24 protein-coding genes and 1 pseudogene are annotated in these 24,710 nt (G+C 47.5%); 18 read left to right on the forward strand and 7 right to left on the reverse strand.

Features of this window, described 5'->3' with window-relative positions; translation table 11 throughout:
* The 11 genes from cysE (at window position 1) to HQN79_RS03915 (ending at window position 12,938) form a co-directional block, all read left to right on the forward strand.
* A complete protein-coding gene (gene cysE, locus HQN79_RS03865; protein WP_173284376.1) occupies window positions 1-786 on the forward strand; it encodes a serine O-acetyltransferase in 786 nt (261 codons plus the stop codon).
* A 289-nt stretch (window positions 787-1,075) separates the two neighbouring features.
* A complete protein-coding gene (locus tag HQN79_RS03870; protein ID WP_173284377.1) occupies window positions 1,076-1,507 on the forward strand; it encodes an Rrf2 family transcriptional regulator in 432 nt (143 codons plus the stop codon).
* 77 nt (window positions 1,508-1,584) lie between these two features.
* Window positions 1,585-1,911 (forward strand): iron-sulfur cluster assembly protein IscA, encoded by a 327-nt coding sequence (iscA, locus tag HQN79_RS03875; protein ID WP_173284378.1) that lies wholly within the window; start codon window positions 1,585-1,587, stop codon window positions 1,909-1,911.
* Window positions 1,912-2,023: 112 nt separating this feature from the next.
* Complete coding sequence (gene ndk, locus HQN79_RS03880; protein WP_173284379.1) at window positions 2,024-2,440, forward strand: nucleoside-diphosphate kinase; 417 nt, start codon at window positions 2,024-2,026, stop codon at window positions 2,438-2,440.
* Window positions 2,441-2,445: 5 nt separating this feature from the next.
* Window positions 2,446-3,594, forward strand: coding sequence for a dual-specificity RNA methyltransferase RlmN (rlmN, locus tag HQN79_RS03885; protein ID WP_173284380.1), 1,149 nt, complete (start codon window positions 2,446-2,448; stop codon window positions 3,592-3,594).
* Between the two features lie 24 nt (window positions 3,595-3,618).
* Window positions 3,619-4,122 (forward strand): helix-turn-helix domain-containing protein, encoded by a 504-nt coding sequence (locus HQN79_RS03890; RefSeq protein ID WP_173284381.1) that lies wholly within the window; start codon window positions 3,619-3,621, stop codon window positions 4,120-4,122.
* A gap of 51 nt (window positions 4,123-4,173) precedes the next feature.
* On the forward strand, window positions 4,174-5,448 hold the full coding sequence (gene hisS, locus HQN79_RS03895) for a histidine--tRNA ligase (protein ID WP_173284382.1): 1,275 nt from the start codon (window positions 4,174-4,176) through the stop codon (window positions 5,446-5,448).
* A 72-nt stretch (window positions 5,449-5,520) separates the two neighbouring features.
* Complete coding sequence (locus HQN79_RS03900) at window positions 5,521-6,162, forward strand: YfgM family protein (RefSeq protein WP_173284383.1); 642 nt, start codon at window positions 5,521-5,523, stop codon at window positions 6,160-6,162.
* A gap of 54 nt (window positions 6,163-6,216) precedes the next feature.
* Window positions 6,217-7,449: an outer membrane protein assembly factor BamB gene (gene bamB / locus HQN79_RS03905; protein WP_173284384.1), complete on the forward strand. Its 1,233-nt coding sequence runs from the start codon at window positions 6,217-6,219 to the stop codon at window positions 7,447-7,449.
* 77 nt (window positions 7,450-7,526) lie between these two features.
* Complete coding sequence (der, locus tag HQN79_RS03910) at window positions 7,527-8,957, forward strand: ribosome biogenesis GTPase Der (RefSeq protein WP_173284385.1); 1,431 nt, start codon at window positions 7,527-7,529, stop codon at window positions 8,955-8,957.
* Between the two features lie 117 nt (window positions 8,958-9,074).
* Window positions 9,075-12,938 (forward strand): DUF3683 domain-containing protein, encoded by a 3,864-nt coding sequence (locus HQN79_RS03915; RefSeq protein ID WP_173284386.1) that lies wholly within the window; start codon window positions 9,075-9,077, stop codon window positions 12,936-12,938.
* Between the two features lie 138 nt (window positions 12,939-13,076).
* Here HQN79_RS03915 and HQN79_RS03920 read toward each other — a convergent pair whose 3' ends face one another.
* Together HQN79_RS03920 and HQN79_RS03925 are read right to left on the reverse strand one after the other, a co-directional pair.
* Entirely contained in the window at window positions 13,077-13,376 is a 300-nt protein-coding gene (locus tag HQN79_RS03920) for a c-type cytochrome (RefSeq protein ID WP_173284387.1), read from the reverse strand.
* A 181-nt stretch (window positions 13,377-13,557) separates the two neighbouring features.
* Complete coding sequence (locus tag HQN79_RS03925) at window positions 13,558-13,863, reverse strand: c-type cytochrome (protein ID WP_173284388.1); 306 nt, start codon at window positions 13,861-13,863, stop codon at window positions 13,558-13,560.
* Between the two features lie 356 nt (window positions 13,864-14,219).
* Between HQN79_RS03925 and HQN79_RS03930 the strand changes: the two genes are divergently transcribed.
* Window positions 14,220-14,399, forward strand: coding sequence for a hypothetical protein (locus HQN79_RS03930; RefSeq protein ID WP_173284389.1), 180 nt, complete (start codon window positions 14,220-14,222; stop codon window positions 14,397-14,399).
* A 40-nt stretch (window positions 14,400-14,439) separates the two neighbouring features.
* Here HQN79_RS03930 and rsgA read toward each other — a convergent pair whose 3' ends face one another.
* The 3 genes and pseudogenes from rsgA to HQN79_RS03945 form a co-directional block, all read right to left on the reverse strand.
* Window positions 14,440-15,465 carry a ribosome small subunit-dependent GTPase A gene (gene rsgA, locus HQN79_RS03935; RefSeq protein WP_173284390.1) on the reverse strand — a complete coding sequence of 342 codons (1,026 nt, stop codon included), beginning with the start codon at window positions 15,463-15,465 and terminating at the stop codon, window positions 14,440-14,442.
* A gap of 38 nt (window positions 15,466-15,503) precedes the next feature.
* On the reverse strand, window positions 15,504-15,860 hold the full coding sequence (locus tag HQN79_RS03940; RefSeq protein ID WP_173284391.1) for a 4a-hydroxytetrahydrobiopterin dehydratase: 357 nt from the start codon (window positions 15,858-15,860) through the stop codon (window positions 15,504-15,506).
* An 18-nt stretch (window positions 15,861-15,878) separates the two neighbouring features.
* A pseudogene (locus HQN79_RS03945) lies at window positions 15,879-17,133 on the reverse strand (M48 family metallopeptidase).
* A 65-nt stretch (window positions 17,134-17,198) separates the two neighbouring features.
* Between HQN79_RS03945 and orn the strand changes: the two are divergent.
* The 5 genes from orn (at window position 17,199) to HQN79_RS03970 (ending at window position 22,193) form a co-directional block, all read left to right on the forward strand.
* Window positions 17,199-17,759, forward strand: coding sequence for an oligoribonuclease (gene orn, locus HQN79_RS03950; protein ID WP_173284392.1), 561 nt, complete (start codon window positions 17,199-17,201; stop codon window positions 17,757-17,759).
* A gap of 254 nt (window positions 17,760-18,013) precedes the next feature.
* The gene (locus HQN79_RS03955; RefSeq protein ID WP_202984509.1) at window positions 18,014-19,717 is read left to right on the forward strand and encodes an acetolactate synthase 3 large subunit; all 1,704 of its coding nucleotides are present in this window, start codon (window positions 18,014-18,016) and stop codon (window positions 19,715-19,717) included.
* Window positions 19,718-19,730: 13 nt separating this feature from the next.
* A complete protein-coding gene (gene ilvN, locus HQN79_RS03960) occupies window positions 19,731-20,225 on the forward strand; it encodes an acetolactate synthase small subunit (protein ID WP_173284393.1) in 495 nt (164 codons plus the stop codon).
* A gap of 81 nt (window positions 20,226-20,306) precedes the next feature.
* A complete protein-coding gene (ilvC, locus tag HQN79_RS03965; protein ID WP_173284394.1) occupies window positions 20,307-21,323 on the forward strand; it encodes a ketol-acid reductoisomerase in 1,017 nt (338 codons plus the stop codon).
* A 363-nt stretch (window positions 21,324-21,686) separates the two neighbouring features.
* Window positions 21,687-22,193 carry a hypothetical protein gene (locus HQN79_RS03970; protein ID WP_173284395.1) on the forward strand — a complete coding sequence of 169 codons (507 nt, stop codon included), beginning with the start codon at window positions 21,687-21,689 and terminating at the stop codon, window positions 22,191-22,193.
* Between the two features lie 110 nt (window positions 22,194-22,303).
* Here the strand turns inward: HQN79_RS03970 and HQN79_RS03975 are convergent, their stop codons facing one another.
* Window positions 22,304-22,630 (reverse strand): NifB/NifX family molybdenum-iron cluster-binding protein, encoded by a 327-nt coding sequence (locus HQN79_RS03975; RefSeq protein ID WP_173284396.1) that lies wholly within the window; start codon window positions 22,628-22,630, stop codon window positions 22,304-22,306.
* Window positions 22,631-23,373: 743 nt separating this feature from the next.
* On the opposite strand from HQN79_RS03975, the gene HQN79_RS03980 reads away from it, so the two are divergent.
* Window positions 23,374-24,252: a DMT family transporter gene (locus HQN79_RS03980; protein ID WP_173284397.1), complete on the forward strand. Its 879-nt coding sequence runs from the start codon at window positions 23,374-23,376 to the stop codon at window positions 24,250-24,252.
* An 80-nt stretch (window positions 24,253-24,332) separates the two neighbouring features.
* On the opposite strand, the gene HQN79_RS03985 is transcribed toward HQN79_RS03980, so the two are convergent.
* On the reverse strand, window positions 24,333-24,533 hold the full coding sequence (locus tag HQN79_RS03985) for a hypothetical protein (protein ID WP_173284398.1): 201 nt from the start codon (window positions 24,531-24,533) through the stop codon (window positions 24,333-24,335).
* Between the last annotated feature and the right edge of the window lie 177 nt (window positions 24,534-24,710).

Genomic DNA, 24,710 nt, shown 5'->3' on the forward strand with positions numbered 1-24,710 from the left:
ATGTTTAAACGTTTAAAATCGGATATCAAATGCGTATTCGACCGCGATCCGGCGGCACGCAATACTTTTGAAGTGTTGACTACCTATCCAGGCCTGCATGCCATTCTTTTCTATCGCTTGGCGCACACCTTCTGGGGCTGGCATTTAAAATGGCTGGCTCGCTGGCTTTCCGGTTTTGCCCGGTGGTTGACAGGGATTGAAATTCATCCGGCTGCGAAAATTGGCGACCGTTTTTTTATCGATCACGGCATGGGGGTCGTCATCGGGGAGACGGCAGAAATCGGCGATGATTGCACGCTTTATCATGGGGTGACGCTCGGCGGAACATCGTGGCAACCGGGCAAACGTCACCCGACGTTGGGGAATGGTGTGGTTGTCGGGGCTGGAGCCAAGGTGCTCGGTCCGATTGTCGTTGGTGACGATGTCAGGATTGGTTCCAATGCCGTTGTCCTCAAGCCGGTCGAAGCCGGGCAGACTGTGGTTGGAATTCCGGGACGCATTGTTAATGCCAAAAGCGAAGATGTGAAAGAACGGCGTCAGAAAATGGCTCAGAAGATCGGTTTTGATGCCTACGGTGTCAGTCAGGAAATGTCGGATCCGGTTGAAAAAGCGATTTATAGTCTATTGGATCATATTCAGGTTCAGGATGAAAAGCTGGAAAAAATGGCGCAAGAGTTAGCTCGTCTAGGTGGCACCGAAATCGATATGGAATTACCGAATCTGGACGATGCGGTACTTGAGCCGAGTGACCCGGAGCAGGCAGCACATTTAAAGCATAAAAAGTAGTTTCTTAAGCGTCTTTCAATTAAAGCCCTGGCTCTATTTCTGAATGTTTTCAGTAATAGAGCCGGGTTTTTTTATTTGTACCCTTTAAGGTGTTAAGGTTTGGGGGGTGCTTGCCTTTGTGGTTTAAGTAAAATTTTTTAGATTGTATTCGGTGAATGGCGGGAGTGATTTTTAGTGTCCGCAAAATAGTTGTATAATTTTTATGGTTATTGTAGGATTCTATTCTCATATTAAAAATATTTTACTCCTGGCCTGGTTAGGCGGCGAGATAGATAAAGGTGCTACAACGATGAAAATTACTTCCAAAGGCCGTTATGCGGTAACGGCAATGATCGACATTGCATTGAATCAAGAGAAAGGGGCAGTCACCCTTTCATTGATCTCCGAGCGTCAAGGGATTTCTCTATCCTATCTGGAGCAGCTTTTTGCAAAATTAAAGCGCGCTCAGCTTGTCTCTTCAGCCCGTGGTCCGGGAGGCGGTTACCGTTTGAGCCGTCACGCCCGCGAAATTTCAGTCAGCCAGATTATCCATGCGGTGGATGAGCATGTTGACGCGCGTAAGTGCAAAGGCAAGCAGAATTGTCACGATGGCGATATGTGTCTGTCGCACGAATTGTGGACAGAGTTGAGCGAAACTATCGACTCTTTCCTTAAAGGAATTTCCATTCAGTCCATCATCGATCAGAAGCAAACCAATATTGCCGAAGTGAAATTTGGTTAACTGCTGTGTTTGTCGTTGACTGCAATTTGCTATAATTACTCGCTCGACTTACCGAAAACTGTCTTGAAGGAGTAATTATGGCGGTCACCTTAACCGAAGCAGCGGCGGAACGTGTAAACACTATGCTTGCCAAGCGCGGAAGTGGATTAGGGCTTCGAGTCGCGACAAAGGTGAGCGGTTGTGCCGGTTTCGCCTATGTTGTTGATTATGCGGATGAAATTAACGACGACGATCAGGTGTTTGAAAGTCACGGCGTAAAAGTGGTGGTCGACTCCAAAAGCCTTGGTAATATTGATGGTATGGAGATTGACTACGTACGCGAAAGTTTGCTCAATGAAGGGTTTGAATTTAATAACCCGAATGTAAAGGATAGCTGCGGTTGCGGCGAGTCTTTTACGGTTTAAATCGCACATCTGTGATTGTCAAAGCCTCAGCATGGACTGGGGCTTTTGTTTTTCTGCATCCGATGGCAATCCCTGTTAAAATACGGCAATTCAAATTTCTAAGGTGAAGATGATGGAAAGGACTTTTTCGATTATTAAACCCGATGCGGTAAAACGTAATTTAATCGGTGAGATTTTGCAGCGTTTTGAACGTAACGGGCTGAGAGTGGTTGCTTCCAAAATGATTCGTTTAAGCCGTGAACAGGCAGAAGGTTTCTATGCGGAACATAAAGGTCGTGATTTCTACGAGCCTCTGATTGAGTATATGATTTCCGCTCCTGTTATTGTTCAGGTTCTCGAAGGAGAAGGCGCGATCGCCAAAAACCGTGAAATCATGGGCGCGACCGATCCGTCTAAAGCGGCAGAAGGGACGATTCGTGCAGATTTTGCCCTGTCGGTCCGTGAAAATTCTGCGCATGGCTCGGATTCTCCGGAAAGCGCGGCTCGCGAAATTGCCTACTTCTTCAGCACAATCGAGATTTGTGGCTAACGCAAATGACCCAGCAAAATTCTGAACAAGTGACCGAGTTACAATATTCCGATTCAAAGCTTGATCTGCTTGGTATGGATCGCGAAGCGATGGAGGCTTTCTTCAAGGAAGCGGGTGAAAAACCTTTTCGTGCCGGACAGGTAATGAAATGGATTCACCAGTTCGGGGTCAGTGATTTCGATGAAATGACCAACCTGAGCAAGTCGCTGCGTGAAAAGCTCAAAAAGATTGCGCTTATCCGTACGCCTAAAATCGTTGCTGAGCAGCACTCCAATGACGGTACGATTAAGTGGCTTCTGGAAGTGGATCATCATAACTCCATCGAGACGGTGTTTATTCCTGAGAAAAACCGCGGAACGCTGTGTATCTCTTCACAGGTCGGTTGTGCGCTGGATTGCAGTTTTTGCTCGACCGGAAAGCAAGGCTTTAACCGCAATCTAGAGAACTGGGAAATCGTTGCTCAGATGTGGGTTGCCAACAAAGCATTAGGCTGTCTTCCGAAAGAAGAGCGCCGCATTACCAATGTAGTCTTCATGGGAATGGGTGAGCCGCTGCTGAATGTCACTCATGTTTTTCCTGCTGCACGCATCTTGATGGATGATTTTGCTTACGGCTTGTCAAAACGTCGCGTAACGATCAGTACCGCCGGTGTGGTTCCGGCTATCGATCGTATTAAGCAAGAGCTTGATGTCTCTTTGGCGATTTCACTGCATGCGCCGAATAATGAACTGCGTGATATTCTGGTGCCGATCAACAAGAAATATCCGCTCGAGGTTCTGATGCCGAGTCTGTATCGTTTTGTCGAAGGCGGGCACAGTAAAAAACACGTTACGGTTGAGTATGTCATGATCGATAAGCTGAATGATCGTGTCGAACATGCGCAACAGTTGGTTGATCTTCTGGGGGATCTGCCATGTAAGGTGAACTTGATTCCTTTTAACCCTTTCCCGAACACCGATTACCAACGTTCATCGAATAATGCGATTCATCGTTTCCGAGAAGTTTTGGAAGAGGGTGGGCTGAACGTGACGGTTCGTAAAACCCGAGGTGACGATATTGATGCGGCATGTGGACAGCTTGCGGGCAAGGTCAGTGATCGTACCAAGCGAACGGTACATCGGGTGGAATTGAATTTAAATAAAACTGCCAACTAAAGATAGAAAAGAGGTTCTTGCGGTATGACACAGGTTGACAATGCTGCGGCTGAAAAAACCATTGAAACGATTCAATTGCACGAGTTGCTGAGACAGACACGCGAGTCGCAACACTTGACGCTGGAAATGGCGTCCAGTCAATTGAATATGTCGTTGGATCAGTTGAACTTCCTGGAAAGCGGAGATTTGGATCCGCTGAACCTGACACCGTTTGAACGTGGTTATGTGCGCAACTATGCCGCCATGCTGGAGATTCCTTCCGAGAAAGTTGAAAGTTATTTCCCGTCGAATACCGAAGTGGTCAGTGACCTGCATTCGGTGCAGCGTTATTACAGCTATGATGACCAGAAGCCGTTTTTTGCGCGGGCGATTGGACGATTGCTGATTTATACCCTGGGCCTTGCTGTCATCGCAGCAATTCTATGGTTGGTATGGCCGGAATCGACATCGACGCTTACTGCCGAAGAACCAGCACAACAACTTCTGACTCCGCAGTTGCCGAACACTTCCGAGTCGAATGCCCCTTAAAGAATAACCCTTAAATTAAAATTACATCGTTTTAGTAGAGATTGACCCCATATGGCCAACAAAATTACCGCAATTCGCGGCATGAATGATATTTTTGCAGACAGTGCGGAAGCTTTTGATTATTTAGTAAAAACGTCGGAAAACGTTTTACATCAATACGGTTATCATTCGATTCGTTTGCCTTTGGTGGAAAAAACCGAGTTGTTTGCCCGCTCTATCGGCGAGGTGACGGATATTGTCGAAAAAGAGATGTATACCTTCGCAGACCGTAACGGCGACAGTCTGACGCTGCGCCCGGAAGGGACGGCCGGTTGCGTACGAGCAGTAATCCAAAACGGCTTGACGCATAATCAGGTACAGAAATTGTATTACACCGGGCCGATGTTTCGCTACGAGCGTCCGCAAAAAGGTCGTTATCGCCAATTCCACCAGTTTGGCGTGGAGGTTTTTGGTTTGCCGGAAGGACAGATTGATGCAGAATTGATTATTTTGAGCGCCCGTTTATGGGAGCAACTTGGACTGGAAAATCTCGAGTTGCAGATCAATACTCTAGGCTCAAATGAAGCGCGTATGGCGTATCGTCAGATTTTGGTCGATTATTTCAGCGAACATAAAGAGCAGTTGGATGAAGATTCTCTGCGTCGACTCGATTCCAATCCGTTGCGTATTCTCGACAGCAAAAACCCGGATATGAAAGAACTTATCGAACAGGCTCCCAAACTGATCGATCATCTGGATGCGGATTGTCTGCAGCACTTTGAAGAAGTTAAAGCGCATCTTGACGACTGCGGAATCGAATATGTCGTTAATCCGAATCTGGTGCGCGGATTGGATTACTACAACCGTACGGTTTTTGAATGGGTTACTACCGAGCTGGGTGCTCAAGGTACGGTTTGTGCTGGCGGTCGTTACGACGGATTGGTGGAACAGATCGGTGGCAAGGCGACACCGGCTGTCGGCTTTGCGATGGGGATCGAACGTCTGGTTGCTTTGCTGATGGATAAAAACCTGGTTCCACCACAGCGCCAGGCGGATATTTTCCTGGTGTTGTTGGGCGAAAAAGTTACCCGTCCCGGAATGGTTCTGGCAGAATCATTGCGTGAAGCTTTTCCGCAAGCCAATGTACAGATGAATATCGGTGGCGGCAGCTTTAAGAGCCAGTTTAAGAAGGCGGATAAATCCGGTGCAGCCTATGCAATAGTCTTGGGCGATCAGGAAGTCGAACAGCAAGTGGCAGCAGTGAAACCTTTACGTGAGGAAGGTGAGCAAAAGACGGTCGCCTGGGATGAGCTGGTCGATTACATGCAGCCGCTTCTGAATGCTTAAATTGAAGCGTTAAACCGTTTACTGTTAATTATTACTTACTAGAATGAATCTAATTGAGAAAGAGGACTTTTCATGAGCCGTTATGAGACTGAAGAAGAGCAGATTGATGCGATAAAGGCCTGGTGGAAAAAGAATGGCACTACTTTATTGATCGCGGTTCTACTGGTTGTGCTGGCCGCATCCGGATGGCGTTACTGGACTAACACTCAGTATGTTTCCGCGGCGAATGCTTCAGTTACTTTTGAGGCTTTGCAGGTCAATGCCGAAAGAGGTTCGTTTGGCGAGGTATCGCGTGAGGCCCTGAAATTGATGCAGGAAGAACCACAAAGCCCGTATGCAGCGGCAGCGGCTTTGATGTATGCCAAGTTTGAGCTCGAACAGGGTAAGCAGGACAGTGCGATCGAAAAGTTTAACTGGGTTGAGCAAAATGCAACCGATGCAGAGGTTAAAGCGATTGCCAAACTGCGTTTGGCTCGCGTTTATCTGGACCAGAAAAATTACAGTGCAGCGCAAAAGGCGTTGGATGAGTTGAAAACGGCCAAAGTTTCTCTGTCGGAACAAGCGAATGTAGATTATTATGCCGGTATCCTTGCCTTGGCTGAAGGCAACAGCGATAAGGCAACCGAAGCGTTTACTGCGGTGATCGGCAACGAAAGCGCTGATGACAATTTACGCGGCTTGGCGCAGATTCAATTGGATGATTTGGCTCAGTAAGGGTGACTGGCCGAGTTATTGCAGACAGCAGAGTGACTGCTTAAAAGGAACAGGATGAAATTTAAAAAGACTCAACTCCTTTCTGTCGTTTTATTGAGTGGCGCGGTCGCTCTGATGAGCGGTTGTTCTTCAACGATTAAGAAGGAAGAGCCGCCTAAAGAACAGATCGATTCAGCTCTGACAATGGATCTGCTGTGGACTGTGAGACAGTCGGCGATGCCTAACGGAGATACCCGCGGGCTGGCAATTGCCCACGATCAGCAACAACTGGTAGTTGCCAATTCGCAAGGCTATGTGAGCAAGTTGAGCAAAAATCCGCAAAGCCGATGGACGGATCAAGTCGTGTGGGAAGTGCGTTTTGACGAAGCGATTACTTCCGGTCCGACTCTGGATAGCGATAATGACCGTATTCTTATCGGTACCGCCAAAGGTCGATTGAAAGCGATTGATGCCGATAATGGCGGAGTTCTGTGGCAGAAACAGCTTTCCAGTGAGGTGGTTGGCAAGCCAACACTCAATGGAAACTTCATTTTTACCCGTACGGTCGATGGTAAAGTTTACGCCTTGAATCGCGACAGCGGTGACACTGTCTGGGTGTCCGAGCATCAGATGCCGAGCTTGAGCCTGCGCGGTTCGCCACAGGTTTTGCCGACCGATGAATTGGTTTTTGTTGCTTGGGAAACCGGAATGATTCAGGCGCTTTCCGCCAGTTCCGGGGAACTGATCTGGGAAACCCGAATCGCGATTCCTTCCGGACGTACCGATCTTGAGCGAATGGTCGATATTCAGGCGAATCTGCAATATAAAGACGGTGTTCTTTATGCACTCGGTTTTCATGGTAAATTAGCTGCGATCAATCCGGAAAACGGTAACTTTATTTTTGTCACAGAGCTTTCCGGTTATCGCGATTTTGTCGTCGATGCGAATGCGCTTTATGTTGTTGACGACGACGACGTTCTATATGCCTTCGACGCCAAAAGCGGTGCGCCTTTGTGGAAGCAGGAATCCATGAAAGGGCGGACAATCGGTGACTTGGCGTTTTATAAAGAAGATGTGCTGCTTACTGACGAGTGGGGTTATGTGCACTGGGTGAGCAAGTTGCAGGGAACCGAATCGTCGCGCTTTAAACACAGTAATGATTACGGCGACGGCAACAAGATCGTTCGCGTAGAAGTCGATGGGGATTCAATCTATCTCTTCGACGGACAAGGCAGTATCAGTCGTTATCAGGTTCGCCCTTCGGATCGAGCCGAATTTGTCAAAGAATATGGCGATTCCTGGTTTTAATCGCTTTTAATTAAATCAATTCAGAATTCAGATAACACCACTCGGTTGAGTGGTGTTTTAACTTTAGGTTATGCTAAATGAGTAAGCCGATTATCGCTCTTGTCGGGCGTCCCAATGTTGGGAAATCGACACTTTTCAATCGTCTGACCCGCAGTCGTGATGCGATCGTCGCTGACTATCCCGGACTGACGCGAGACCGTCAGTATGGGACTGGACGTCTGGGCAAAAGTCCCTATATCGTGGTGGATACCGGCGGTTTGAGCGGCGAGACCGAGGGTGTCGATCCTCTTATGGCCGGTCAGGTTAGAGCGGCTTTGGATGAAGCGGATGCGGTTCTGTTTCTGGTCGACGGCCGTCAGGGCATTTTGCCGGCGGACGAAGTGATTGCGAACTATGTCCGTCTTTTCGACAAGCCGGTTCAGGTACTGGTCAATAAGGCCGAAGGCTATGACCACGACGTGGCGAAAGCGGAATTTTTCCAGCTTGGTCTGGGTGATCCGATAGCGATCTCCTCGGCGCACGGCGATAATGTCGAAAAAGCCATCGATCATGTGCTTGAGCAGCTGCCTGAAAAAGAAGACGAAGAAGATCTGGAACTGGATGCTCAGCCGGGGATTCGTGTTGCAGTTATCGGACGTCCGAATGTCGGCAAGTCAACCTTGATCAACCGCATGATCGGTGAAGAGCGTGTGGTTGCTTTCGATATGCCGGGAACAACGCGTGACAGTATTTTCGTTCCTTTCGAGCGTGACGGTAAAGAGTACACTCTGATCGATACAGCCGGTGTTCGTCGTCGTAAAAACATCAAAGAAAAAATCGAAAAATTCAGTATCGTCAAAGCGATCGAAGCGATGGAACAGTCGCACGTGGTGATTTTGGTGATAGACGGTTCGGAAGGTCTGACCGATCAAGATTTGACTTTGCTCGGTCTGGCGATCGAGTCGGGTCGTGGGCTGGTATTGGCGGTCAATAAGTGGGATAACCTCACGACTTATCAGCGCGAGCAAGTAAAACACGAGTTGGATAGCCGTCTACAGTTTGTCGAGTACGCCAAAAAACATTTGATTTCGGCGCTGCATGGCAGCGGTGTCGGTGACCTGTTCAAAACCGTCCAGCAAGTTCACGAAGCGGCCTTCAAAAAGGTGTCGACTTCGGATCTTAACCGCGTTCTCGAGCAGGCGGTTCTGGAACATCAGCCACCGTTGATCGCCGGGCGTCGTGTCAAACTGCGTTATGCGCACTTGGGTGGTTTGAATCCACCGAGAGTGATTGTTCACGGAAATCAGGTGGACAAGCTGCCGGAAGCCTATACACGTTATTTGACGAATGTATTCCGCAAGGCTTTCAAGTGGATTGGGACACCGGTCACCATCGAGTATAAAGCGACGCAAAACCCGTTTGAAGGTCGCAAATCCAAACCGAAAGTCAAAGATGACCGGCAAAAGATCGATGCCATGATGCGGCAAAGAAAGAAAAAGAAAAAAATGCAGAAAAAAAGAGTGCAGTAACCGAGGGCTTAGCGCCTAAAGTAGTGTAAGTTTACATAGGGCGTTTAGTTTGGGCTAAGCGCCCTGTACCGTTTAAATAGCGGTTTATAAGTTGATCCTTAACATAGGCTATAACAGATGATTCCGAAGAAGCGTATTCGTGAAATTCCCTACAATTACACCTCATTCTCAGACAAGGAGATCGTGCTAAGGTTCCTCGGCGAATCTTGTTGGCAGACGATCGAGACCCTGCGTGAGTGTCGTAATACCGGGCGTTCGGCGCGAATGCTGTTTGAGGTTCTGGGCGATATGTGGGTGGTCAGCCGTAACCCCTATATTCAGAACGACCTGATCGTCAATGCTAAACGTCGTCAGGCGTTGGTTGATGCACTGAATCATCGTTTACAAGAAGTGGAAAAACGTCTTGACGGGAATCAGACCGCAGCCGAGTTGACCGAAGAAGTTAAGAAGGCGGTGCAGAAGTTTGCTGCCTGGTTCCCTGAACAGATTGAGATCCGCGGTAAGGTTCAGAAGCGTCTGAAAAAAATCACCCGTGACGATAATGTCGATTTCAGCGGTCTGGCGCGTGTTTCTCATGCTACGGATGCGACCGACTGGCGTGTGGAATTGCCGCTGGTGGTGATTTCTCCGGATACCGAAGCGGAAATTGTCGATATTGTCGAAGCGTGTATCGAGTTGGGTTTGACGATTATTCCGCGTGGGGGCGGTACCGGTTATACCGGTGGGGCGATTCCGCTGCATGAACATACCGCTGTGATCAATACCGAGAAGCTGGAGTTCATGAGCCTGGTCGAACAGGAAGAATTACCGATGATCGGCAAGGTTCCGACAATCCGCACCGGTGCCGGTGTGGTCACGCGTCGAGTCTCCGAGCAGGCCGAGCGTTTCGGTTATACCTTTGCGGTTGATCCGACCTCTCAGGACGCTTCGACCATCGGTGGTAATATTTCCATGAATGCCGGTGGTAAAAAAGCGGTTCTATGGGGAACAACACTGGATAACCTGGCGTCCTGGAAAATGGTCACGCCGGATGCTAAATGGTTGGAAGTCCATCGAATCAATCACAACCTGGGTAAACTTCAGGATCAGCATACGGTTATTTTCGACATCAAGCGTTTTGAGAAAGACGGTCAAACGCAGATCGGCGAGACTGAGCGTCTGGAAATTCCCGGTTCGGCTTTCCGTCAGGCCGGACTCGGTAAAGATGTTACCGACAAATTCCTTAGTGGTCTGCCGGGTGTTCAGAAAGAAGGTTGTGACGGCCTGATTACGTCGGCGCGTTTTATTGTGCATCGTATGCCGAGCCATACGCGTACCATCTGTCTGGAGTTTTTCGGAACCGATCTAAGTAATGCAGTACCGGCGATTGTCGAGGTCATCGACTATGTCGAGCAGAAGAAATCCGAAGGAATCCTGTTGGCCGGTCTGGAACATTTGGACGATCGTTATATTCGCGCCGTTAAGTACAACACCAAAGCGGATCGCAAAGAACTGCCGAAAATGTTGCTGCTTGCCGATATCTGCGGTGAAAACGGTTTCGAGGTCGCTAATACCTGTAAAGAAATTGTTGAGCTGGCGAAAAAACGTAATGCCGAAGGCTTTATCGCGGTAACCGACGAGGCCCGTAAACGTTTCTGGCTGGACCGTTCGCGTACTGCAGCGATATCGGCACACACTAACGCCTTTAAGATCAATGAAGACGTGGTTATTCCGCTTGAGCGCCTGAATGAGTACAACAGCGAAATCGAGATGATCAATATCGAGATGTCGATTCGTAACAAATTGGAAATTCTTGAGGCTTTCCAGGAGTACTTCAACGGTGATATCCCTGAATTCACTCAGGAAGACGACTTTGAAAATGCCGAAGGTACCAATGCGGACTACTTTAAGAATCGCCTGACAACGATCCAGACGCATCTGCATAATGTCAGAACACGCTGGAAGTCTCTGCTGATTAATCTGTACAAACCGGCAGCGCAAGCTCTGGATCTGTTCGCCGAACTGGATCGCGACAAAGTGCGGGACAACGATCGGATTGTCGATCTGTTCCTGCGCCGTGATGTTCGTATGAGCTATCGCAATGAAGTGAAGGATTTCATTGAGCAGACATTGATGGGGTACGATTTTGAAGCGCTGATTAAACGCCTGGATGAGATTCACGCGGAAATTCGTACGGCGCGCCTGTTTGTCGCACTGCATATGCATGCTGGTGACGGGAATATTCATACGAATATTCCGGTGCATTCCGGTAATTATGTGATGGTGCATCAGGCGGATCGTCTGGTGGATCGCATTATGGAAATTGCCCACAAGTTGGGCGGGGTGATTTCCGGTGAGCACGGTATCGGTCTGACCAAAATACAGTATCTGGAACAGGCGAAGATCGAAGACTTTGTGAACTACAAAAAAGAAGTCGATCCGAACGGCCACTTCAATAAAGGCAAGCTAATGCCGGGCTCCGGTCTGAGCAATGCCTATACACCGTCTTTGAGCCTGGTTCAGCAGGAAGCGATTATTCTCGAGGCCAGTGAGCTGGATGAGTTGAATAACGATATCAAGGACTGTCTGCGCTGCGGTAAGTGTAAGCCTGTTTGTCAGACGCATATTCCTCGCGCCAACCTGTTGTATTCACCGCGTAACAAAATTCTGGCAACCGGCCAGGTGATTGAGGCGTTCCTGTACGAAGAGCAGACGCGCCGTGGCATTTCGCTGCAGCATTTTGAAGCGATGAATGATGTGGCTGACCACTGTACCACCTGTCACAAGTGTGAAACGCCGTGTCCGGTCGATATCGATTTCGGAGATGTTTCTATCCGCATGCGTAATATTTTGACCAATATGGGCAAGAAACGTTTTTCATTGACGACAAAAGCGGCGCTGTTCTTCCTGAATACCAAGAACCCGACCAATATCAATCTGTTGCGTAAGACGATGATCGGTTGGAGCTCCAATATGATTACGCTGGGGCACAAGGTGGCGAAGTCTTTTGGTCTGGTGAAGGAATCCCTGGATGAGATTCCGCACAAATCATCGAAAATCGCGCCGGTGCAGCAACAGGTGATCAATTTTGTCCGTAAGCCATTGAATACCGGTCCGAACCAGCCGACGATGCGTAAGTTACTGGCTTTGGAAGACAGCACCATGGTGCCGATTATCTCCAACCCGGATAAGGTTAACGACGATTCGGATGCGGTATTCTACTTCCCGGGTTGCGGTTCGGAGCGTCTGTTTAGCGATATCAGTATGGCCACTTTGGCGATGCTGTCGGAAACCGGGGCTCAAACCATTCTGCCTCCGGGGTATCTGTGCTGTGGTTATCCGCAGACGGCTGCCGGTCAGGCGGATAAAGGAGCGCAGATTACGGCGGAAAACCGTGCGCTCTTCCACCGTGTGGCGAATACCTTGAATTATCTGGATATCAAAACAGTTATTGTTTCCTGCGGTACCTGTCTGGATCAGTTGCTGAAGTATGAATTCAGTCGTATTTTCCCGGGTTGTCGCCTGATGGATATTCACGAATATCTGCAGGAGAAAGGGATCGCGCTGGACAATGCGACCGGAACCAAGTATCTGTATCATGCGCCTTGTCACGATCCGATGAAGCTCAAGGATGGAACGTCGGTTGCCAAAGATCTTCTGAAAACTGAAGAAGTTTTGTTAAACGATCGTTGCTGTTCGGAAGCGGGTACCTTGGCGACGGCGCGTCCGGATATTTCGACTCAGTTGCGTTTCCGCAAAGCGATCGAGTTGAAGAAAGGGATTCAGGATCTGACTGGTGAGGATAAGGCGCGCGACGGTAACGTCAAGGTCTTGACCAGCTGTCCTGCCTGCCAGCAGGGTCTGAATCGCTATGAAGGCGAAACCGGTTTGAAAACCGATTATATCGTGGTTGAGTTGGCTAAGAATCGCATGGGTGATGACTGGAAAGCGCTGTTTGTCGATCAGTTGAAAAACGGTGGTATCGAAAAAGTGCTTCTATAATTGCTTAAGAGTTCTTTCTCTGCCGAGAGTGGAGAAAGGCAAGGTTAGCAACATAAAAAAACGCCGGTATTCAGATGAATACCGGCGTTTTTTATGGCTGACGAAAAACTCTATTAAAGAGCCTTCGCTAGACAAGGCCTATTTAGGCGCTTGTGCCGCGTAGAAGTCTGCCAGCTCCTTAATTTCAGCATCCGTCAAACCTTTAGCGAAAGGCTGCATGGTCGCATCTTTACGGAAACCGTCGCGGAAGTCTTTTAGCTGCTTTTCAAGGTAGGAAGCATGCTGTCCAGCCAGTTTTGGAAAATTCGGGACAACACTGTTTCCATCCGCACCGTGACAACCGACACAAGTTGCCGCTTTAGCCGGTGCTGCTTGAGCTCCGAAAGACGCCGAGACAAGTAGTCCTGTTGAAAGAGCTGCAATCATCATTTTTTTCATAGGAAAATCCTTATATTGGAACTTGCTGATTAAAACGCTTTAAAATTTATAGCGAATGGCTCGGCAAATCAAGTTGTAAAGCCGATTAGTTGCCGCCAGCTGCGATAAATTTTTCTATAGGTATAAAAAAACCGCCCTAAGAAAATCTTAAGGGCGGTTCTTTACAGAAACTGACTATAAATTATAGACCAGAAACGTAAGCAGCGATGTTTTCCATATCTGCGTCAGAAAGACCAGCAGCCATTGGAGCCATCATTGAAGTCATAGGACCTACTTGCTCACCAGCTTTATACTTCTGTAGTTTAGCAACGATATCAGCAGCGTTCTGACCAGCTAGTTTAGGACCAACACCACCTTCACCAGCGCCACCGTGACAACCAGCACAAGTTGCGTATGAAGCTTGACCAGCAGCAGCGTCACCAGCTTGAGCAGCTGCACCAAAAGAAACAAGACCAGCCGCAGCTAGAGCAATTACAGTTTTTTTCATAGTACTCTCCTAAAAGCACGATTTAAAAAAGGTCGGGAAATTTCCCTAGGTGCAAATTACATACGAAAAGGATATTTGAGTCAAGGTAAGAGACTTGAGCAAACCTTAATAATCGATAAAAAACTTAAGAGAATTCTTATAAGTGCGTAGAAGCCTTGAGTAAAGCCGGATGATTTTCTGTAAAAGTCTGTCTTTTTTCGATAAGAGGTGTGCGATTTTCCTCACGAAAAAGGTCTGAAAATGGAAAAGCAGCGATCCAAAAGAGCGGGATTTGCGCTGCAAATTTGCCAAAAAGCCTGCAATCGGGAGAATAATACGTATATCATTCAGTCGCTAATACGATAAAGAGGTGTAATGTGATCGCGATTTTACGTTTATGGGTCGTTGTACTGATACTGACAGTTTTGACCTGGTTGCTTCTGAAATATATCGGTAAGCGTCAATCTTTCTGGTTGGTACTGCTTTTCTGGGTCGTCGCGGTTTTCGGAAGCATTGGATTGATGTACGGCCTGTCTGTATGGGTAGCCGGTCAATAACATCACCGGTCAGCAACAATGAGCGGATATTGTCATCCGCTCAGCTGTTTTCTGCGCTGAACTCGTCAAGCAGGCGGCGAAAGCTCTGATAACGAGTAAAGGCGATCTCTCCGTCTTCGACAGCTTGTTTGATGGCGCAATCCGGTTCATGCCCGTGGGTGCAGTTATTGAATTTGCACTGTCCTAGAAAGGGGGCGAAATCGGGGTAATAGGTTTCCAGTTCGCTCAGCGAGCAGGGGGCCGGATTAAACTGACGCACGCCGGGCGAGTCGATCAGATTCCCTTCATAAATACTGACATCTTCTTTCAGATTCAAGTGATACAGAATACTGTTGGTCGTGGTGTGCTTCCCGAGCCCGGTGGCATCGGAAAGCGTGCCGACGCGGATATCCAGATCCGGAATCAGAGCGTTGATCAGCGACGATTTGCCTGCACCGGAAGGGCCGACAAAGACCGAGTTCTTATCGTGCATATAGTCCAACAGTTCATCCAGTCCTTGCTGAGAAACGGTAGAGGCCGGGATTAACGGGATTTCCATTTCATCGTAAGGTGCCAGCAATTCGGCAACCGCTTCCCAGTCTTCATCACTTTCCAGCAGGTCGGTTTTATTGAGAATAATGATCGCGGGGATTCCCAGCTGGGCTGCGCCGACCAGATAGCGGTCGATCATGTCCGGATGGATACCGGGAACCACCGGTGTGACAATGCCGATGAAATCTATATTGGCCGCGACCATTCGGGTCTGGCCGCGAAAGCCGGGGCGACTCAGTTCATGCGTGCGTGGCAAAACGCTGATGACGACGCCGGTTCCCGCTTCGATATCGGAGCGCCAGATAACCTTGTCGCCGGCGACCAGTTTGCCCAGATGCTGGCGGATGGCACAGTTATAACTCTGTTGATCCTCACCTTCGACCAGAACACGCTTTCCAAAGCTGGTGATGACCAGACCGTTGCGTTCTTCTCCGAGATGACCGCTCTCCTGTTTGAGATCTTGTTCGCCGGTCTCTTTCTTCCGTTGACGGCTGACGCGGCGGCTCTGTTGTTTGGTTAAGCGGCGTTTTGACATAAGTTACCTTTAAATAGAGAGAAACGCTTCAGTAAGATTCAGTCTTCCAGCAAAGCGTTGATTTTAGCGGCCATAATCATGTCATTCATGCTCAGGCCTTTGATGTCGTGCGTACTCAAACTGATATCACAGTGGTTATAACCGAAGCAGACGGTCGGGTGGTGACCTTCTTTCTGCGCCAGCCAGGTGACGGCGTTTACAAAAGCAACGGTCTGATAGTAGTTTTTGAACTGGAATCGTTTTTTCAATTCCGCGTAGTTCAGAGGAACTTCCCAACCGTCCAGGTGGCTGATGTTGCTCTCAATGCTCGGAATAATCAGCGGCTTGTCTTTCGGGCTGATTTCGCTACAGCGTGAGTTCAGAAGGGTTTGTAGAATTTCGCTTTTTTCACTCATTTTTTATCCTTAAGCGTATTATTTTGCCAATTGTTTTAAATGATCGATACGGATTTTAGCCGGCGGGTGACTGTCGTGATAGGCAGAGTATGCCGGATCCGGAGTCAGGGTGCTGGCATTGTCGCGATACAGTTTCAGTAACGCTGAAATCAGGTGTTCTGGGCCGACATGTTCGGCAGCGAAAGCATCCGCTTCGAATTCGTGTTTACGGCTTTTGATGGCCATGATCGGTCCGATAAAGAAAAACAGTAGCGGGACTACGGTCATAAACAGCAGCAGGGCGATGGCAGGAAGGAGACTGTTCGTTCATTCCCAGGCCGCTGTAGAAAACCGGTTGCTGAATCAGCCAGCCGAGCAGAGCAAGAGCGGCCAGAGTCATTAAGGACATTTCCAGCATGCGTTTTTTGATATGGCCGTGTTTAAAGTGTCCCAGTTCATGCGCCAGCACCGCTTCAACTTCGTCCGGAGAGAGTTTTTCCAGAAGCGTGTCGAAAAAGACGATGCGCTTATTTTTACCGAAGCCGGTGAAATAGGCGTTACCGTGCCCGCTGCGTGAGGAGCCGTCCATCACGAATACGCCGTTGGATTCAAAGCCGGTACGCTCCAGAAGCGCTTCAATGCGCTGTTTCATTTCGCCGTCTTCAAGTGGCGTGAATTTATTGAAGATCGGCGCAATCCATTTCGGATAGGCCCACATCAGTACCAGTTGGAAACCCATCCAGATCAGCCAGGTGTATAGCCACCACAGATCATCGATAAAGGCGTTCATTACGGAAACGACTACCCAGGCCAATGGCAAGCCAAGCACCAGCGCTAATGCCCATTGTTTGAACAGATCGCTGATGAACTTGCCCGGCGTGGTACGGTTGAAACCGAACTGGGCTTCGATTTTGAAGGTACTCATAATCGTGAACGGCAGATGCAGGACGGAGAGGAACCACAGGGTGGAAACCAGAAAAGCGACATCGCGCCAGATCGGATCCAACGAGCTGTTCGCCCATAAGCTATAGATGTCTTGAAATCCTCCGCCCAGAGTCATAAACAAGAGAATGGCTGCATCGTAAAACAGGCCGAGTCGTGCCAGTTGCAGTTTGGCGCGGCTGTAATCGGCGGCTTTCTGGTGGTCTTCGAGCTTGACGACCGAGGAGAAGTCTTCCGGAACCTTCTCTCGATGGATGCCGATATGAAACTGGTTTTTAATGTTCAACCACAATTCGATCAGTAGGTTTAAAATCAGAGCAAATAAAAATATCGATGTTATCCAGTTGGTCATGCGCTAAGGATTCTCAATTTATTAGGTTAAGATAGGGGCCTATTTTAGGGAAAAGAGCCAGAAGTATGAAGTCAGATAACAACTTAATTTGGATTGATTTGGAAATGACCGGGTTGGATCCGAAAGAACATACCATTATTGAGATTGCCACAGTGGTGACCGATAGCCAGTTAAATGTGCTTGCCGAAGGGCCGGTGATCGCGATTCAGACCGCTCAGCAAGAGCTCGATAAAATGGATAACTGGTGTGTTACGCATCATGGCAATTCCGGATTAACGGCCCGCGTGCAAGCGAGTGAGATCGATCTGGAGCAGGCCGAACAGCAGACGATCGAATTTTTAAGCCAGTACGTTCCTTCCGGTAAATCGCCGATGTGCGGTAATTCGATCTGTCAAGATCGCCGCTTTATGGTGGAGCATATGCCTAAATTGGAGCAGTTCTTTCATTATCGTAACCTCGATGTCAGTACCCTTAAGGAGCTGGCGCGCCGCTGGGCGCCAAATGTGTATTCGTCTCACGAGAAGAAGGGCGCGCATCTGGCATTGGACGATATTCTCGAATCCATTGATGAGCTAAAGCATTATCGTCGAGAGTTATTTGCCGAAAACTATCGCCAGAACGACTAAAATTCTCCTTTCATAACCTCTGTCAATGCAGGGGTTTTTGTATTTGCTGCTCGGCTTATCCCTGCCGATTAGCACCTTCTATTGAAAATGGGCGAAAAAAGAACTGCTTACGGTTCTCATGCCCGTTGCTTTCCGTTATAATTTCCTGTTTACCGCTCGGACTTCCGAGTGTTTAATTTTTTGTTTTTGTCGGATCGATTTTTAGCTAACCAAAATGAAAATCGCTCCGGCCTAAAATTAAGAGGACCATTGTTGTGGAAATGACTGGTGCCCAGATTCTTGTAAATTATTTGCAGGATGAGGGCGTAGAGCACATTTGGGGGTATCCGGGTGGAGCGGTTCTGCCGATCTACGATGCCCTGGATACTGACGCTAAAACGTTAAATCATATTTTAGTCCGTCACGAACAAGCGGCTGTCCATGCGGCAGACGGTTATGCGCGCTCTACAGGCAAACCAGGAGTGGTCTTGGTAACTTCCGGCCCTGGTGCGACCAATGCGGTCACCGGTATTGCAACCGCCTATATGGATTCGATTCCTATGGTGTGCATTACCGGCCAGGTGCCAACCGGTTTGATCGGTCTGGATGCGTTCCAGGAGATCGATACCGTTGGGATTACCAGACCAATCGTAAAACACAACTTCTTGGTCAAGGATGTTAATGATCTGGCCGATACGCTCAAAAAAGCATTCTATCTGGCCACAACAGGTCGACCTGGCCCAGTTGTCGTTGATATTCCGAAAGATGTTCAAAACGCCAAAAGCAACTATGTCTATCCACAAGAAGTTGATATTCGCTCCTACTTGCCTGTAACTAAGGGCCATAGCGGACAGATCAAGAAAGCGGTGGAAATGATGCTTTCTGCGAAGCGTCCTATTCTGTACACCGGTGGTGGTGTCGTTCTGGGTGACGCTTCGGCTGAATTGACGGAATTGACTCGTAAGTTAGGTTTCCCGATTACTCAGACCCTGATGGGCTTGGGCGCTTTCCCGGCGTCTGACTCGCAATCGGTCGGTATGCTGGGGATGCACGGAACCTATGAAGCCAACTTGTCGATGCATCACTCTGATGTGATTATCGCGATTGGTGCGCGTTTTGATGACCGCGTAACCGGTAATCTGGAAAAATTCTGCCCGGATGCCAAGATCATTCATATCGATATCGACCCGGCGTCGATCTCGAAAAACGTGATTGTGGATATTCCGATCGTTGGGCCGGTTAAACAGGTTCTGACGGAAATGAATCAGGTTCTGGACGAAACCAAACAGAAGAAAGACGAAAAAGCACTGGCTGACTGGTGGAAGCAGATTGAAGAGTGGCGTGCGACCAAGTGTCTGCGTTACGACACAACCGGCTCCAAAATCAAGCCTCAGGCTGCAATGGAAGCCGTATGGCGTGTGACCAACGGTGACGCTTATGTGGCTTCCGATGTTGGTCAGCATCAGATGTATGCTGCGCAATACTATCCGTTCGACAAGCCACGTCGCTGGATCAACTCCGGTGGTCTGGGGACCATGGGCTTCGGTCTGCCGGCGGCGATGGGGGCGCAGATGGCGCACCCGGATGCAACGGTTGTCTGTGTGACCGGTGAAGGTTCGATTCAGATGAATATCCAGGAGCTTTCGACCTGTCTACAGTATGGTCTTCCGGTTAAGATTATCTGCCTGAACAACGGCTTCCTGGGGATGGTTCGTCAGTGGCAGGAGTTCTTCTATGAGCGTCGTTATTCGATGTCTTATATGGAGTCCTTGCCGGATTTCGTTAAGTTGGCGGAATCTTACGGTCATGTCGGTGTTCGTATCGAAGACCCTGCGACCATGGAAGCTGAATTGGAAAAAGTGTTCTCCGAAGAGCTTAAAGATCGTTTGGTGTTCGTTGACATTATTACCGATCAGCAGGAAAACGTTTATCCTATGATTCCGGCCGGTGCAGGTCTGAACGAAATGATTTTGGTATAAGGGTAGGCAAAAGATGAAACATATTATTTCAATGCTAATTGAAAATGAGTCTGGCGCTTTATCTCGTGTTGCCGGTCTTTTCTCAGCGCGCGGCTATAATATTCAGGCTTTGACGGTTGCACCGACGGAAGACGAATCGCTTTCGCGCCTGACTCTGGTGACCACTGGTACCGATCAGCAGATCGAGCAGATCGTCAAACACCTTAACCGTCTGATCGATGTGGTTAAGGTACTGGATCTGACCGAAGGCGTCCATATCGAACGCGAACTGATGTTGATCAAAGTATCGGCGACCGGCGATATGCGTGAAGAGTACAAGCGTCTGGCGGATATTTTCCGCGCCGATATTATTGATGTGACCTCGACTACCTATACCATCCAGATGGTCGGTGACAGCAATAAACTGGACGCTTTTATCAATACTTTGGATTCAGGATTGATTCTGGAGACGGTTCGTTCGGGCACGATGGGTATTCTGCGCGGCGAAAAATGCCTGCAGCTGAACTAAACGCGGCTGCTATAGAATTTTAATTTCATTTTTATGTAACTTACGGCGGAAGCGATTCCGCCTTTGATTTAAGGATAAAACATGCAAGCTTATTACGATAAAGACTGCGATCTATCAATCATCCAAGGCAAAAAAGTTGCCGTTATCGGTTTCGGTTCACAAGGTCACGCGCACGCGGCGAACCTTAAAGATTCTGGTGTTGACGTTGTTGTAGGTCTTCGTCCAGGTTCTTCTTCTGTTAAGAAAGCGGAAGGTTACGGTCTTAAAACTGCAGATGTTCCTACTGCGGTTAAAGGCGCTGACGTAGTAATGATCTTGACTCCGGATGAATTCCAGGCAGATCTTTACAAAAACGAAATCGAGCCGAACATCAAAGAAGGTGCGGCACTGGCATTCGCTCACGGTTTCGCAATCATCTACAACCAGGTTACTCCTCGTAAAGACCTTGACGTTATCATGATCGCGCCTAAAGCGCCTGGTCACACTGTACGTTCTGAGTTCGAAAACGGACGTGGTATTCCTGATCTGATCGCGATTGAGCAAGACGCTTCAGGTAACGCGAAAGCGATCGCGCTATCTTACGCTTCTGCAATCGGTGGTGGTCGTACTGGTATCCTGGAAACCACTTTCCGCGAAGAGTGTGAAACTGACCTGTTCGGTGAGCAAGCAGTACTTTGTGGTGGTGCGGTTGATCTGGTTAAAATGGGCTTCGAAACATTGGTTGAAGCGGGTTACGAGCCAGAGATGGCTTACTTCGAGTGTCTACACGAGCTTAAGCTGATCGTTGACCTAATGTTCGAAGGCGGTATCGCGAACATGAACTACTCAATCTCAAACAACGCTGAGTACGGTGAATACGTAACTGGTCCACGCGTAATCAACGATGAGTCTCGTGCAGCGATGCGTCAAGCGCTTAAGAACATCCAGACTGGTGAGTACGCTAAACAGTTCATCCTTGAAGGTCAGGCGGGTTACCCATCAATGACTGCACGTCGTCGTCAAGACGCAGAGCACCCAATCGAGCAGGTTGGTGCGAAACTGCGTGCGATGATGCCTTGGATTCAAGCCAACAAAATCATCGACCAAGACAAAAACTAATTTTTAGGCGGCTTATTTGCTCAATCTCTTTGTTGCTTTCCGAGTCGTGTACTAGTTGTACACTTCCCCGAAAAGCGCCTCGACCTTGAGCAAAGCGCTCGCTAAAAATATTGTTTAGAAAAGCCGGCTATATGCCGGTTTTTTTGTTTTTTTATAAAGATTATTCACATGATTTTCTTATTTAAGTTGACTAGTTTATTAATTCATTTTGGAATGGAAATTATGGAATAATTAAATTTCTTTGACTTAATTAAGATGTTTTTTGTGAGAAAGCTTATTTTAATAGTTAAGTATTTATTTAAGATATGGCCGCTATGGTTATTGTTATTTGTTATGTTTCTGCACTATGTTTCGTATAAGTGTATGCCAGATGAGTTAAATGAAATTAATAGATTGGCTTCTATTTCTTTTCAGCTCATAGGTGGACTCATTGTCTTATGGAGCATAGATAGCAATTTAGGTGTAATTAAAAATAGTTCTTTAATTAAAATGCTTACTTCCTATCTGAAAGGCTTTTTTGAACTAGGCAAGACACAGGTTATAAAAGTTGATTTTTTACAGAATGAGAGTCATTTTGGAAAAGCGCAGATTAGACACACAAAAAAAATTGAGAGTATTGAAGATAAGATTGACTACATTCAAGAGCAGTTAGACTTTGTTGAGAATCAGTCAAAAGAGTTGGTTGAAGAGCTAAGAAGCGATTTTCAGAATGAGTTGCTAGTTTTAAAGCAAGAAATTAGATCTTGTAAAAAAACGTTGAAATTAATTGACCGTAATTTATCTGATATTTCAATTGGAGGAATTCCCCAGCAGGTCTTTGGTGTTTTTCTTGTCATTTATGGTTCTGTGATAAGTTACTTTGTAACGTGATGAATACACTACTAATAATTAGGTAAAGCAGAACACTTTTTAGTCCTTTATCCTTCACCGTGCGTGTGAATACATACATAACTAGCCAGCTAAATGCTGGTTTTCGTGATTCAGTGACAGGTGAGTTCAATTTGATTGAGTGCCATGAGCGGTTCGTGGTCTTTGGTTTTAACCACTTTTATGTCATCGCTTTCCAAGCGGCTTTGCAGTTCTTTTTCGATGCTTTGTGTAATAAAGGCATTGATATCCGTAAGCGGGTGATCCGGAATATCTGAAATGGGGGTGGTAAGATTTTTCAGTATTTGTTCGCGTGAAAGCTCGATGTACGTTTGATGAATTGTCTGGTTGGTGCTGATTTCATAGATTAAAAAGCCCTGACAGCTTCCTGCGTCGCCACAGATAGTCTTGCCGTCGATACTGCTTATCGCTATTTTCATATTTTTCCCTAAAAAGAATACTTTGCTGCAGTAAATTGTAAGAGTATTTGTATTGCTTAGGTATAAATAAATATATTTAATAGGTATAAAGGGATTTAAAGTGAAAAAGACAGTATTTGTTAGCGGATTCTATTGTGCCGTCATTTACGGAAATTGGACGATTGGTTGTTGTAGGTGGGCTTGGTTATCGGCAGGAGCAGACTCTGCGGAGGACCTTGTGCATGATCTCTCTCAGGCTGGCTGCGAAGTGATGTCGCAAAAATGTAACGCTCTACTGAAACAGAAGACGTTATTGTAAAGGGTAAGGGTGTATAGAGGATTCGGAGAAAGGAGGATTCCAATCTCCGAAAAGTGTGAATCAGGCAAGGCCTACTGGGACAGACAGTGTAATCAGTACTTTTAGTGAAGCTGGAATGCTTGAAACAATTGCTGCAGAAATACCTAAAAAACGGTGTCCTGTTTTACTTTTGGATTTTAGATCGGCTCGGTTCATATTTGATTCTCCATGTGTTTATTAACTGAGTTGATCTTATTATAAGTTATATTTATCTGTAAATATGAAAAACTTATGAAGAGTGTATTAAGCAAATCTGAACCTGTGTTCGGTATTGTTCTTTCCTGTCTTCGATAGACGCTTCCAAAGCCGCTAAGTTCAGCGGCTTTTTTATTGTTATCTTGCCGGTTTGAATTTCGGTAAACTGGTCCGGCTTCTTGTCTGAATTCCTAGGATCTTGCTACATAAGATGATTTCAATTCGAGTGCTACTACTGGCGGCTTTAGCCATGATCGCTTTTGCCGCGAATTCGCTTTTGTGTCGTATTGCCTTGACGGAAACGACGATTGATGCCGCGTCTTTTACAACCATTCGTCTGGTGTCCGGTGCGGTGATGCTATTTATTTTGTGGAAGTTGCTGAATTATCGACAGCAACCCCGTCTTGCTGCTGAGAAGAGAAGATTTGGCGGGAATACTTGGTCGGCTCTGGCGTTGTTTGTCTATGCTGCCGGTTTCTCGTTTGCTTATATCGAATTATCTGCCGCGACGGGAGCGTTGTTATTGTTCGGAGCCGTGCAGCTGACGATGATCGGTTACGGTTTGTATAAGGGCGAGCGGTTGAATGTTGTGCAGCTGATTGCGCTTGCTCTGGCGGTAATCGGTATGCTGGTTTTGCTTTTGCCGGGCGCGTCGTCACCGTCTCTTTCGGGCGCCGTGCTGATGACGGTTGCTGGTATTGCCTGGGGCGTTTATTCCCTGCGCGGAAGAAGTGCGCAAAATGCCCATTACGATACCAGTGGTAATTTTATTCGTGCACTGCCCTTGGCTGTGCTGTTGAGTTTACTCTGGATTGACAGTAGTCGTCTTGATCAAACCGGTGTCGTTCTGGCGATTGCCTCAGGTGCTTTAGCCTCGGGGATCGGTTATGCCGTTTGGTATGCGGTAGTGCCTTTTTTAAGCGCTGCCAGTGCGGCGATTCTTCAATTGAGCGTGCCGCCTTTGACTGCGTTGGGTGCGGTAGTGTTTCTGGATGAATCAATTACGCTGCGCTTTACGCTGGCTTCGGTCACGATTCTTGGCGGGGTTGCTTTGTTTATTGTCAGTAAAAATCGGTTTGCAGCACGATAGACAGGCGTTGTATGTACCTGAAGAGTGGATAGAAAAAAACCAGCGTTTAGCTGGCTTTTGTCATTTTGACAAGCAGAGGATCAGGCGGCTTTTTTAACGGCTTTCTTGACTGCGGTTTTCATTTTCTTTTTGCTTGTCAGGCCTTTTTTGGCGACTTTCTTAGTTGCTTTCTTAATGACTCCGGCTGCTTTTTTCTTTTTAAGGTCGTTTTTCTTAACAAGTTTCATAGCGGCTTTGGTTGAGGCTTTCTTGATCGCTTTTTTCTTGATTTCTTTCGCCATTTTTAGCTTCCTTAAATTGCTTTTGAAAAGGATTTATCGCCCGAGATGGCAATAAACCACTTCCAATAGTAATGACTTGAATTCAATTCTGCAAACCGCGTTAAGAGATAAGCGGCAGTAAAGATTACTCGGTCACCGTTTTTTCAGGCTTGTTTGTGAGTAAAGAAAACGGGCGCG

It is taken from the genome of Thiomicrorhabdus xiamenensis, from assembly GCF_013282625.1.
Lineage (GTDB): Bacteria > Pseudomonadota > Gammaproteobacteria > Thiomicrospirales > Thiomicrospiraceae > Thiomicrorhabdus > Thiomicrorhabdus xiamenensis.

What these genes read in the sequence shown, in the direction of transcription:
- orn (WP_173284392.1), top strand. Translation starts at nt 17,199, where the DNA reads ATGAAGTCAGATAACAACTTAATTTGGATTGATTTGGAAATGACCGGG.
- HQN79_RS03915 (WP_173284386.1), top strand. Translation starts at nt 9,075, where the DNA reads ATGATTCCGAAGAAGCGTATTCGTGAAATTCCCTACAATTACACCTCA.
- cysE (WP_173284376.1), top strand. Translation starts at nt 1, where the DNA reads ATGTTTAAACGTTTAAAATCGGATATCAAATGCGTATTCGACCGCGAT.
- ndk (WP_173284379.1), top strand. Translation starts at nt 2,024, where the DNA reads ATGGAAAGGACTTTTTCGATTATTAAACCCGATGCGGTAAAACGTAAT.
- HQN79_RS03940 (WP_173284391.1), bottom strand. Translation starts at nt 15,860, where the DNA reads ATGAGTGAAAAAAGCGAAATTCTACAAACCCTTCTGAACTCACGCTGT.
- HQN79_RS03980 (WP_173284397.1), top strand. Translation starts at nt 23,374, where the DNA reads ATGATTTCAATTCGAGTGCTACTACTGGCGGCTTTAGCCATGATCGCT.
- bamB (WP_173284384.1), top strand. Translation starts at nt 6,217, where the DNA reads ATGAAATTTAAAAAGACTCAACTCCTTTCTGTCGTTTTATTGAGTGGC.
- HQN79_RS03985 (WP_173284398.1), bottom strand. Translation starts at nt 24,533, where the DNA reads ATGGCGAAAGAAATCAAGAAAAAAGCGATCAAGAAAGCCTCAACCAAA.
- HQN79_RS03920 (WP_173284387.1), bottom strand. Translation starts at nt 13,376, where the DNA reads ATGAAAAAAATGATGATTGCAGCTCTTTCAACAGGACTACTTGTCTCG.
- iscA (WP_173284378.1), top strand. Translation starts at nt 1,585, where the DNA reads ATGGCGGTCACCTTAACCGAAGCAGCGGCGGAACGTGTAAACACTATG.
- HQN79_RS03890 (WP_173284381.1), top strand. Translation starts at nt 3,619, where the DNA reads ATGACACAGGTTGACAATGCTGCGGCTGAAAAAACCATTGAAACGATT.
- HQN79_RS03970 (WP_173284395.1), top strand. Translation starts at nt 21,687, where the DNA reads ATGCCAGATGAGTTAAATGAAATTAATAGATTGGCTTCTATTTCTTTT.
- ilvN (WP_173284393.1), top strand. Translation starts at nt 19,731, where the DNA reads ATGAAACATATTATTTCAATGCTAATTGAAAATGAGTCTGGCGCTTTA.
- HQN79_RS03870 (WP_173284377.1), top strand. Translation starts at nt 1,076, where the DNA reads ATGAAAATTACTTCCAAAGGCCGTTATGCGGTAACGGCAATGATCGAC.
- ilvC (WP_173284394.1), top strand. Translation starts at nt 20,307, where the DNA reads ATGCAAGCTTATTACGATAAAGACTGCGATCTATCAATCATCCAAGGC.
- HQN79_RS03900 (WP_173284383.1), top strand. Translation starts at nt 5,521, where the DNA reads ATGAGCCGTTATGAGACTGAAGAAGAGCAGATTGATGCGATAAAGGCC.
- HQN79_RS03975 (WP_173284396.1), bottom strand. Translation starts at nt 22,630, where the DNA reads ATGAAAATAGCGATAAGCAGTATCGACGGCAAGACTATCTGTGGCGAC.
- rlmN (WP_173284380.1), top strand. Translation starts at nt 2,446, where the DNA reads ATGACCCAGCAAAATTCTGAACAAGTGACCGAGTTACAATATTCCGAT.
- rsgA (WP_173284390.1), bottom strand. Translation starts at nt 15,465, where the DNA reads ATGTCAAAACGCCGCTTAACCAAACAACAGAGCCGCCGCGTCAGCCGT.
- der (WP_173284385.1), top strand. Translation starts at nt 7,527, where the DNA reads ATGAGTAAGCCGATTATCGCTCTTGTCGGGCGTCCCAATGTTGGGAAA.
- HQN79_RS03925 (WP_173284388.1), bottom strand. Translation starts at nt 13,863, where the DNA reads ATGAAAAAAACTGTAATTGCTCTAGCTGCGGCTGGTCTTGTTTCTTTT.
- hisS (WP_173284382.1), top strand. Translation starts at nt 4,174, where the DNA reads ATGGCCAACAAAATTACCGCAATTCGCGGCATGAATGATATTTTTGCA.